This is a genomic window from Nonomuraea deserti, assembly GCF_004348685.1.
GTDB lineage: Bacteria > Actinomycetota > Actinomycetes > Streptosporangiales > Streptosporangiaceae > Nonomuraea > Nonomuraea deserti.
Window position 1 is genome coordinate 1 of sequence record NZ_SMKO01000287.1, and the last position, 9,250, is coordinate 9,250.

The following is a 9,250-nucleotide window of genomic DNA, read 5'->3' on the forward strand; positions in this document are numbered from 1 at the left end:
AATCCGGCCGCACCTCGGCGACCATCCGCACCGCTCGGCGGCGCAGCTCGGCGGGGTAGGGAGACTTACCAGGCATGGACTCGATCCTCTCAAGAGATCAAGTCTCCACCGAACCCGGGGCGATTCAATGTGGCGGCGGGCGCGCAGCACCCACGACAGGCTCCGTTCCACCACCCAGCGCTTGGCCAACACGACGAAGCCCTGGGCGCCGCGCGGCCGGGAGACCACCTTGACGGTGAGGTCCAGGAAGGTGCGCGCCCACTCGATCAGCGATCCCGCATAGGCGGAGTCGGCCCAGACCAGGGTGATCTCGGGGTGGGTCAGGCGCAGCCGGAACAGCAGCTCGCGGGCGCAGTCCCGGTCGGCCATGTCGGCCGGGGTGACCATGACCATCACCTGAAGCCAGGGATCGACCACAAGATGTCGCTTCCTGCCGTTGATGCGTTTGGCCGGGTCAAAGCCGCGAGTGGCCTTGCTGACCGTTTCCGATCCCTTCACCGACTGGGATTCGACGATGAGGGTGACCGCGCGGGACAGCGGCCCTTGCGCAGCCGGATCGCGCGGCGCAGCTGGTCTCGGATCTGGCTGACCACCCCTTGCCGCGCCCAGCGTGCGAAGTGCCCGTAAATCGTGGCCCACGGTGGGAAGTCGGACGGGATCGCGCGCCAGGTGCAGCCGTTCGCCACCAGATAGCGGATCGCATCCACCACGTCACGGCGAACATGCTTCTCTGGTCTGCCGCCGGTGGACGTCTGGCAGGCTGGAACCGGCAGCAGCCGCTCCAGCAGCGCCCACTCGGCGGCGCCGGTGTCGGAGGGGTAGCGTCGCGGGCGCATTGCTCAGCCTCCGACCGGTGCGCTGCCGTTGGCCAGCATGTCCAGCGTGGACTGCAGGCTGGTGGCCTGGGCCAGGACGAAGCGGGCCCACTTGTCGTCGGGGTACTTCATGGCGTGCGGCGTGATCGTGCCGTCCAGCAACCGGCTGATCCGCGTCAGCGAGGCGGCGAACTGAGACTTCTCATACGCCACCCAGTCGGCGGAGTCGGCGGGAAACCGATACCCGCCCTTCGCGGTATAGACGAGCGGGGTCAAGTGCTCGCGCGCGGCGACTTCCTTGATCCACAAGATCCCCCTGCGGACCTGATAGGGGCTCAGCGCGGTCGCGGCCACCAACTGCCGGGTGGTCAGCCCAGCCGGACGCGCTCCCATCAGCGCCATCCGGACTCGCTCACCACACACGTTCGTCGGCACTCTGTCCCGCTGCCCCCGTCCTGGCGTGGAGGAGGCCATCGCGGGCTCACTCGCCCCGCAGCAATGCGGCCAGGCCCTCATCCAAGGACAGGTCGCCGGTATCGATTGCCTGGCCGATCCACTCGGTCGCGCCGCGCACGCGGGCCAGATTGGCGTGCACCCGCGCCCGCTCTTCGTCGGTGAACGAATGCCCACGCAGCGTCGGCACGATCCAACCGGCCGCCGCCACGAACGTGGCGCAGGCCCCGACCAGGTCCACGTACTCGCGATTGTGGCGTACCTGCTCACGCGCCCGCTCGATGGCCGTCCTGGTCGGCTTGGGCACGGCCTCCAGTCGCTGTGCCGCGATCCGGTGGGAACGGTCGACTTGGGCCCGGTTGACCAGGTGCATCGCGGTCTGGTCCTCGACGACTTCGGACACGACCTGCGGCTGGCGCAGCAGATCGGTCGCCACCCGGGCCGCGACCTTCTCATCCTCCAGCAGGTCGTGAACCTTTTCGACTCTCTCCTGAACCGTCGTGGGACGGTTGACCCGCTGGCCGACCTCCCGCTTGGCCGCGTCCTGCGTCCACCGGTAGGTCCTCGACTTCTCGTGCCAGGGCGGGTCGAGGATCTTGGCGAAGCGCACGTCCTCATCCGCGATGCCCGCCAGGGCCTTGTGCACGACGTACGACACGCCGTGCTGACGGCGCTCCTTGGGCCAGCGGGAGGCCACCCACCGGTTGTCGAGCAGGGTCGCCAGCGGCATGTCCAGGTCCTCGGCGTACTGCGCCAGCGACTGCCGGACGCCGAACGACTCCTCCCCAGGGCCGGCGTGCGACCCGCCCCGCGGGTTCATCGGCTCGATCTCCAACGCCAGATCGCCGAGCATCAGCTGTGCTCGCCCCTGGACGGCGAGCTGCTCCAGCCCGTCGGCGACCAACTGCTCGTAGCGCTCCCGCGTCACCTTCCCGATCATGGTGGTCATCGCGCCTCTCCTCGCGTCCGAGCACCTGCACGAGTGCTAGCGCGAAGTCTCCACCCGCACACAGTTGGTGACAATGCCCTGGTTGCAGACTTATCCCCGCCCCGCCATATGTGGACATTTCGCAATCAACGATCCTAAGAGAACAGCGTCACGGTGACGCCGTTCTCACCGGCTCTGCGCCGCCGCCAGCCGGCAGTCCGGCAACGCGGCGAGCAATAGATCGTGCCCACCGGATGATCCATACCCTCCAACCACGACCGCGAGCACTCCGGGCAAGCGACCGTCCGCTCCGGCGAGGCGTGCTGAATCACCTCACCCCTGGTCCGGATCCGCAGCGACAGCCACCGCTGCCGAGCCCGGCACGCATCCGAGCAGAACACCGCATCCCGCCGCATCCACCCGGGCAGGCGAGTCCCACAGGCCGGGCAACACCGCCCGTCCGTCACCGGCATGCCACCACAATGGCTCGACCCTCAGCATGAGCACCAGCACCCCAAGGCCACGACCGCCGCACTCGCCCCGCGTCCCTGGCCCGCCAGGCCTCCCATTCATCCCGAGGACGGCGGTTACCAAGATCAAAAGTTCAGCAACAACCTCTGACCGCCAGGCTCGCGATTGGGCAGTGCGCGATTACCGGATGTGGCTGCTGCGCGACGGCCCGGCCAGGCGCAGCCGCGTCTACGTCAACTCCGTCCTCACCGCGCTGGACGACTTCCACGTCCGCCGAGGCTTGGGCAAGGCCGACGTCGCCCGCGAAGACCTGCCCAAGAACGCGCCGCGCGCGCTGGAGGAGCGCGCCCGCATCCGCTGGCTGCGCGCCGTGGAGGCGCACCTGTCGCCCCGGGGCCGGTGCATCGCGCTGATCCCGTACTACGCCGGCGCGCGCATCAGCGAGGTCGTCCGCCTCGATATGGGCGGCGTTCAGATGTCGGCCCGCAAGGGCCGGCTGCGCCTGTACGGCAAGGGCGGCAAGTTCCGCGAGGTCGACATCCACCCCAAGCTCCGTACCGAGTTGCAGCTCTGGCTCGACGAACGCCCCAAATGGCCCCACGCCGGTGAGAACCGTACCCTGTTCCTCAATGCCAAGGGCGGACGGCTGAGTGCGCGCGCCGCCGGCGGCATCATCGCCGAGATCGCCCAGACCGCCGGGCTGGATGATCCCACCACGGCGCATGTCCTACGCCACACGCTCGCCACCACGCTGGTCGGACGTTCCTGCTCATGCGGAATGGCAGCTCGTATTACATGAGCCGCGACTTCATAAACTCGGATTTGCCGCAGCCGAGTGATCGTTAGCTTTTATGTGACTTCTATTGCTGGTGCGTCAAGTCCCTCCCCGCGGCCTCGAAGCTGTAGCCGCTCGGTGTTGATGAGCGGGCAGCCGGGCTTTCACGCTAGGAGGCCCAAAGTTTGGGGCGTTTCCCAGGCGGTCAGCTGCCGCTCGGGATCGGTTTCCTGGTGCGCGAACTGGTTGATCAGGTCGGCGAGGGCTTGCCGGTCCTGGTCGGCCAGGTGCGCATAAAACTCGATCGTGACCTCGTCCACCGGGATCGCCCGCGGCCGCCGGGCCTTGGCGAACGCCCCGTTGGCGTTCAGCCGCCGCCGGACGTGAACGTGCGGCCCCTCGTGCCGACAGCCCAGCACCCGAGAATCAGGCAGCAGGTGCATGTCCTCCCGGCGCAACCCGAGCGCTTCACCAATCCGCATGCCACTCTGCGAAAGAAGCCGAATGAGGAATCTGTCGCGATCATGCCGGGCCAGACCGAGCAGCACATCGATCTCCTCATCCGACAGCCACTCATAGCCCGGGATCGCAATCCTGTACTTGATCGCGCGGGCCATGATCGTGCGATGCTGGCCGTCCTCGCCCGGATCGAACCCCGCCGGCAGATATGCTGATGTCACAGAAGTGCCATCAGCATGGGCACCAAAATCAGGTTGGTCATCGTGTGAATAAAGAAGATCACCCAGATGTTGCGGTAGCGGGCCCACAGGTAGCCGAGCATCAGGCCGAACACGCCTTGGAAGGCCACGATGGTGGCGAGACTGGTGAGCAGGGCGTCCGGGTGCAGGCGGGAGGAGTGCATGAGTGCGAACAGCAAGGCTTGGGCGATGATCGCCGGCCATCTGCCGTAAAGGACCTCCAGCCTGGTCTGCAGCCAGGCCCGGTAGAACACCTCTTCCAGGATGCTCGCCGTGAGCAGCGTGATGAGCGAGCCTGCGATCAGCATGATCGGATCGGGCAGTTCCTGGGTGAGCGGCACCGCAAGCGGGCCGACCTGCGACAACAGGAACCAGGCGGCGACCGCGGGTAAAGGCGCCAGCCAGGTGACCGGCGCCGGGATCGCGCTGGCCTTCGCGTCCTTCCCTCTGATCAGGCGGAAGGCGGCCAGCGGGACGACCAGCAGGAAAAGGATCTTGGCGAGCTGGTAGAGCAGGCCCTGCGCTATGGGCATCATCAGAGCCAAGAGCAGGGCCGCGCCGGCCAGTGTCCAGGTCTCTTTGAGCAGTCGGCTCCTGGGCAGGCCGGTCAGCGGGCGCGGTATCGGCTTTCTCGGGGATACCAGACGGGCCAGGGTGATAGCGGCCAGCGGCGGGAGCGCGGCTGCCCACAGGGAGATCTTCGGTGCGCCCGGGTCTCTCGATGGGGCGATCTCAGTGGTGACGGTGATCAGGAGCCAGCCGTAGGCGAACACGAAGACCGCTGCGCCCGCACCCGTGAAGAGGTGACGGAGCAGCACGCTCCGGTTTTCCGTGGAAACCATGATTGCTCCTGTGGGCGTTAGTTGGCGCTAGCGGACGATGCGGGCCTCGTAGGCGGCGATGACCAGGTGGACGCGGTTGCGGGCGCCGAGCTTGGTCAGCAGATGAGTGACGTGCGTCTTGACGGTGCCGACGGTCACGAACAGCTTCTCGGCGATCTCCGCGTTTGACAGGCCGCTGGCCACCAGGGTGAGGACCTCGCGTTCGCGGGCGGTGATGGGCGAGGCAAGGGACGGCGGTGCGGGGCTCACGTACCGTTCGATCAGCCGCCGGGTGACGGTCGGGGCCAGGAGTGATTCGCCTGAGGCGATCACGTCGATGGCTTTGAGCAGGTCAGCTGGTGGGGTGTCCTTGAGCAGGAAGCCCGCAGCGCCCGCCCGGAGTGCTCCGTAGACGTACTCGTCCAGGTCGAAGGTGGTCACGATGAGCACGCGGGTGTCCGGATGGTCCGAGTAGATGCGGCGGGTGGCCTCGATGCCGTCCATGACCGGCATGCGTACGTCCATGAGCACCAGATCGGCACAACCGGCCAGCCGCACCGCCTCCTCGCCTGTCGCGGCCTCGCCGATCGTGCGCAGCCCCGGCGCGCTGTCGACCAGCCGGCGGAAGCTGGTCCTGATCAGCGGCTGATCGTCGGCCACCAGTACGCTGATCACAGCGGCAGCCTGGCCATGACGCGGAAGCCGCGCAGGGGGTGCGGGCCCGCCTCGAACTCGCCACCGAAAAGGTGCACGCGTTCGCGCAGTCCCGTCAGGCCATGGCCGTACGGCCTTGCCTGGCCGCGCATGCCGTCATCGGTGACCTCCACCTGCAGCCCCTGCTCGTGCTGCTTGATCCGGACGCGAGCGTGGCGGGCTCCGGCGTGTTTGAGCACATTGGTCAGAGCTTCCTGCACGATCCGGTAGACGGTCAGCTCCATCTCCTCCGCCACAGTGCCGTCGATCATCAGCTCCACCTCCAGGCCCGCCGCCCTGGTCCGTTCGATGAGCGCATCCAGGTCGCCCAGGCTGGGAGTAGGCGCGAGGTCGGCCTCGCCGTCCTCGCGCAGCACGCCGAGCAGCCGTCTGGTCTCGCGCAGCGCCGACCTGCTGGTCTCCTCGATCGAGGCCAAGGTGTGGCTCATCTCCTGCGCGCCGCCCACATGGCTCGCCACGCCCGCCTGCACCGCGATGGTGCTCAGGCTGTGGCCGATGACGTCGTGCAGTTCCCTGGCGATGCGCAACCGCTCCTCGGCGGCCTCAGCTCGCGCCCGTTGTTCGGCGTGCGCGGCGAGCCGCTCGGTGTAGAGCCTGCGCTGGCGAACCGCCGTACCGACAGCCCAGGAAGCAACCAGCACTGCCAGCAGCAGCCCCGCTTGATCTCGCACGTTAGGCGTCAGCGGCAGCTTCACCACGCCCTGCAGGCCCACCGCGGCCGCCACCACCAGCGCCACGACGGCTTTCCTGCGGGTCGCCAGCGTGTACAGCGCGAGCGGCAGACAGAACGGGTCGGCGTGCGGGTCGAGGAACTCGCGCATGCCGAGCCCGCCGACCAGAACGAGCACGAACACCGCGCGCGGCCAGAACCGCCTGACCGCCACCGGGAGGCTCGTGATCAGGGCCGCCACGTAGTCGATCAGGCCGGGCGACGAGTCGTTCCGCGTGGTGGCAAGCCACAGGAAGGACGCCGCAAGCACGACGGCGACCACGGTATCGATGGTCACCCAGGCCCAGGTCGGCACCCGGCTCAGCAGCGGAGGGCGTATCTCTTCGCGCACGCTTCGAACCTAACCGCGCCGCCTGATCGGCACATCCGTCCTGAGACAGATGCGCGGCCACCCGCATCCGGCCGATCGTGGAGCCCGTGATCGAAGCCACCGGGCTCACCCCACGACACGGACACACCCTCGACCAGGACGACCTCTCCGTCACTGTGCCGCCGGGCCGGATCACCGGATTTTCCGGGACGAACGGTGCGAGGAAGCCCGCGACCATGCAACTGCTCCCGGCCCTCGACCGGACCACCGCCGGGTGCGCCACAGTGAGCGGCGTGCCGCATCAGAGGAGGATGCAAGCGGATCAGCGGCGTCTCGCCAGGCACGAAACAGCGTTCGGTCCGGACGGGCCGCGAGGCAATGACCATAAGCGGCTCGCATGAGACTCCCCCGGAGCCTGCTGCCCGCTGTTGTGCTCGCCGTTATCGCGGCCACCGCCGGGCGTCCGGTAACGGGCGAGCTACCGCCACCGCCCGCGTTCACCGCCAGTGAGCTCCGGGACCGGTACGAGGCCAGCGGGTGGCCGGGCCGGCAGTTTCTCGCCTTGAGCGGCAAGGGAGACGGCCAGGCGATCGAAGTGGTGGGAGATCTCGCCACGGCTCGGACGATCATCGTCTACGTTCCAGGCTCGGGCCAGAGCCTGAGGTCGTTCGACGGCTCCTTCGAGGGACCCAGGCGGGCCGCTCACGCCCTGTATGGCGAGGCCACCGCGATCGACCCGCAGGCCGCGGTGATCGGCTGGCTCGGCTATGACCCGCCCGATCTGATCAACCCGGAGATCCTCACCATCTGGCCGGCGGAACGAGGAGCACGCCGATTGCGCACACTCCCTCTGCAGGCGCGGATCAGCCTGGTCTGTCACAGCTACGGCTCCATCGTCTGCGCCCGTGCCGTACCGGGACTGCGCGTCGACGACCTCATCGTGACAGGCAGCCCCGGGCTGGGCGTTCGCACGGCGGATGAGTTGCGCACGACGGCCCGCGTGTGGGCCGGGCTCGGGCGCCGCGACGACGTGCTCCGTGCCGGCGTGATGATCGGCCCGTTCGGCTTGGGGACGGATCCGGTAAGCCCCGGCTTCGGCGCCCGGGTCTTCGACGGCGGCAACGCCACGCACGACACCTACCTACGGCCGCGCAGCCCCACGCTGAAACGGATCGCCCGCATCGCCCTCACCGGATCCGCCGGGTGAACCGCTCCCCGGGCACCAGCCCTCTCCACGCCCCCGTGGACGCGCTCACCGCCGCTGCCCTCACGGTCGTCATACTCGAGCACTGGCTCTCCACGGCCTTCGACACCACCAGCCAGATTTCGGTGACCAGCCTGCTGAAGGCCATGCCGCCGTGGGCGCCCGCCGCCTGGCTGCCCCAACTCGCCCTCGGGTTGCTCTTCTTCGCTGGCGGGTATTCCCGGGCCACCGTCGCGTGGCCCGCGGGCCAGATGCTGCGGCCCGTGGTGACGTTCCTGCTGGCGTGGGGCGGCGGTCTCGTTGTGCTGCTGGCGAACGGGTTCTCGCAGGACGCGGTGCGGCAGATCTTGGCCACCGCACTCGCGCCGTTGACCTACCTGATCCCCTACCTGCTACTCGCCGCGATCAGCCCCTTCCTGCGCCGGCTCACCCGCCGCCACGGCTGGAACACGGCCCTCGCCGCTGGGGTCGCTGCAGCGGTCATCGACGACTGGCTCGGCCCGATGCTTCTCTGGGCCATGCCATACCTGCTCGGCCTGGCCTGGGGACAAACCCATCTGAGGCTCGACCCCCTGCCGCCCGGCCGACAGTCCGGCAGCCGCCTGGTCACCCTGATCAACCGCTTCGCCCTGCCGCTCTACCTCTGGCACCCCACGACGCTCGTCCTGGCGGCACTGGCCACCGCGCGGTTCGGGCCCATCGCGGGACTCAACGACCCTCCCACGGGGCCCTCCTGGCTGCTCGCCCGGCTCGTCTGGCTACCCGTCCTCACCACCGTCCTGATTGGCCTGGTCGTACTGGCCGGGACCGGAAGGAACAGATGAACGGACACGTATGCCCAAAGAACGATCTTGAAGTAGAGGAGTGGGCCTGTCGCGGTATGCCAGACGTATGTTTCGTTCCGATGCGTCCAGCACAGGAGGCGGACTCGCCGCATGGCAATCCAGGCAGTCGGCGACGAAGACCCGAGAAACATCGAACGAGTCGCCCACCTCGGCGGGTTCACGGGTTGAGCAGGAAGGACAGACCCGCGTCGTGGACCCTGGTCGGGCGCAGGGGCCGCCACCCTTCGATCAGCTTGGCGAGCTCGGCTTCGATATCGACGGTGATGAACCCCGAAGAAGTTGATGTTCTCGCGATGGCCCGGGGCAATGAACGACAACAACTCGTCGGGGACATCGCGGCCCTGGGCGCGGAGCTCGCCGATCGCCTTGCCGTAGTACTCGGGCGGATTCAGCCCTTCGCCATCCCGCCTCGCCGCCTGGGCGAGCGCGAAGTGCGCGGCCAGCGTGGACTTGCCCACCCCGCCCAGGCCATGCAGCGCGGCCTGT

At 68.3% G+C, this 9,250-nt stretch carries 10 protein-coding genes and 1 pseudogene; 4 read left to right on the plus strand and 7 right to left on the minus strand.

Features of this window, described 5'->3' with window-relative positions:
• Positions 1-129: 129 nt before the first annotated feature.
• From E1292_RS54665 to E1292_RS47670, 3 genes and pseudogenes are all read right to left on the minus strand, one after another.
• Positions 130-836: pseudogene (locus E1292_RS54665) on the minus strand (IS5 family transposase); the annotation flags it as partial.
• Between the two features lie 3 nt (positions 837-839).
• Positions 840-1,217 (minus strand): hypothetical protein, encoded by a 378-nt coding sequence (locus E1292_RS47665; RefSeq protein WP_220447421.1) that lies wholly within the window; start codon positions 1,215-1,217, stop codon positions 840-842.
• Positions 1,218-1,296: 79 nt separating this feature from the next.
• On the minus strand, positions 1,297-2,217 hold the full coding sequence (locus E1292_RS47670) for a DUF6192 family protein (protein WP_132606416.1): 921 nt from the start codon (positions 2,215-2,217) through the stop codon (positions 1,297-1,299).
• A 637-nt stretch (positions 2,218-2,854) separates the two neighbouring features.
• Here E1292_RS47670 and E1292_RS47675 point away from each other — a divergent pair.
• Entirely contained in the window at positions 2,855-3,466 is a 612-nt protein-coding gene (locus E1292_RS47675; protein ID WP_132606417.1) for a tyrosine-type recombinase/integrase, read from the plus strand.
• Positions 3,467-3,606: 140 nt separating this feature from the next.
• Here the strand turns inward: E1292_RS47675 and E1292_RS47680 are convergent, their stop codons facing one another.
• From E1292_RS47680 to E1292_RS47695, 4 genes are read right to left on the minus strand one after another with little or no spacing between them, the layout of a single operon-like run.
• Positions 3,607-4,122 (minus strand): site-specific integrase, encoded by a 516-nt coding sequence (locus tag E1292_RS47680; protein ID WP_165975132.1) that lies wholly within the window; start codon positions 4,120-4,122, stop codon positions 3,607-3,609.
• Positions 4,119-4,982 carry a CPBP family intramembrane glutamic endopeptidase gene (locus E1292_RS47685; protein ID WP_132606418.1) on the minus strand — a complete coding sequence of 288 codons (864 nt, stop codon included), beginning with the start codon at positions 4,980-4,982 and terminating at the stop codon, positions 4,119-4,121. Before E1292_RS47685 ends, E1292_RS47680 begins: the two co-directional genes overlap by 4 nt.
• Positions 4,983-5,009: 27 nt before the next feature.
• Entirely contained in the window at positions 5,010-5,636 is a 627-nt protein-coding gene (locus E1292_RS47690) for a response regulator (RefSeq protein ID WP_132606419.1), read from the minus strand.
• Positions 5,633-6,736 carry a sensor histidine kinase gene (locus E1292_RS47695; RefSeq protein WP_132606420.1) on the minus strand — a complete coding sequence of 368 codons (1,104 nt, stop codon included), beginning with the start codon at positions 6,734-6,736 and terminating at the stop codon, positions 5,633-5,635. The genes E1292_RS47690 and E1292_RS47695 overlap by 4 nt, the downstream gene beginning before the upstream one ends.
• A 376-nt stretch (positions 6,737-7,112) precedes the next feature.
• Here E1292_RS47695 and E1292_RS47700 point away from each other — a divergent pair, with 376 nt between their 5' ends.
• From E1292_RS47700 to E1292_RS52005, 3 genes are all read left to right on the plus strand, one after another.
• Positions 7,113-7,922, plus strand: coding sequence for an alpha/beta hydrolase (locus tag E1292_RS47700; protein ID WP_132606421.1), 810 nt, complete (start codon positions 7,113-7,115; stop codon positions 7,920-7,922).
• Entirely contained in the window at positions 7,919-8,743 is an 825-nt protein-coding gene (locus E1292_RS47705; RefSeq protein WP_132606422.1) for a hypothetical protein, read from the plus strand. The genes E1292_RS47700 and E1292_RS47705 overlap by 4 nt, the downstream gene beginning before the upstream one ends.
• Before the next feature lie 281 nt (positions 8,744-9,024).
• On the plus strand, positions 9,025-9,250 hold a 226-nt coding region (locus E1292_RS52005; protein ID WP_165975133.1), incomplete at its 3' end, for a hypothetical protein.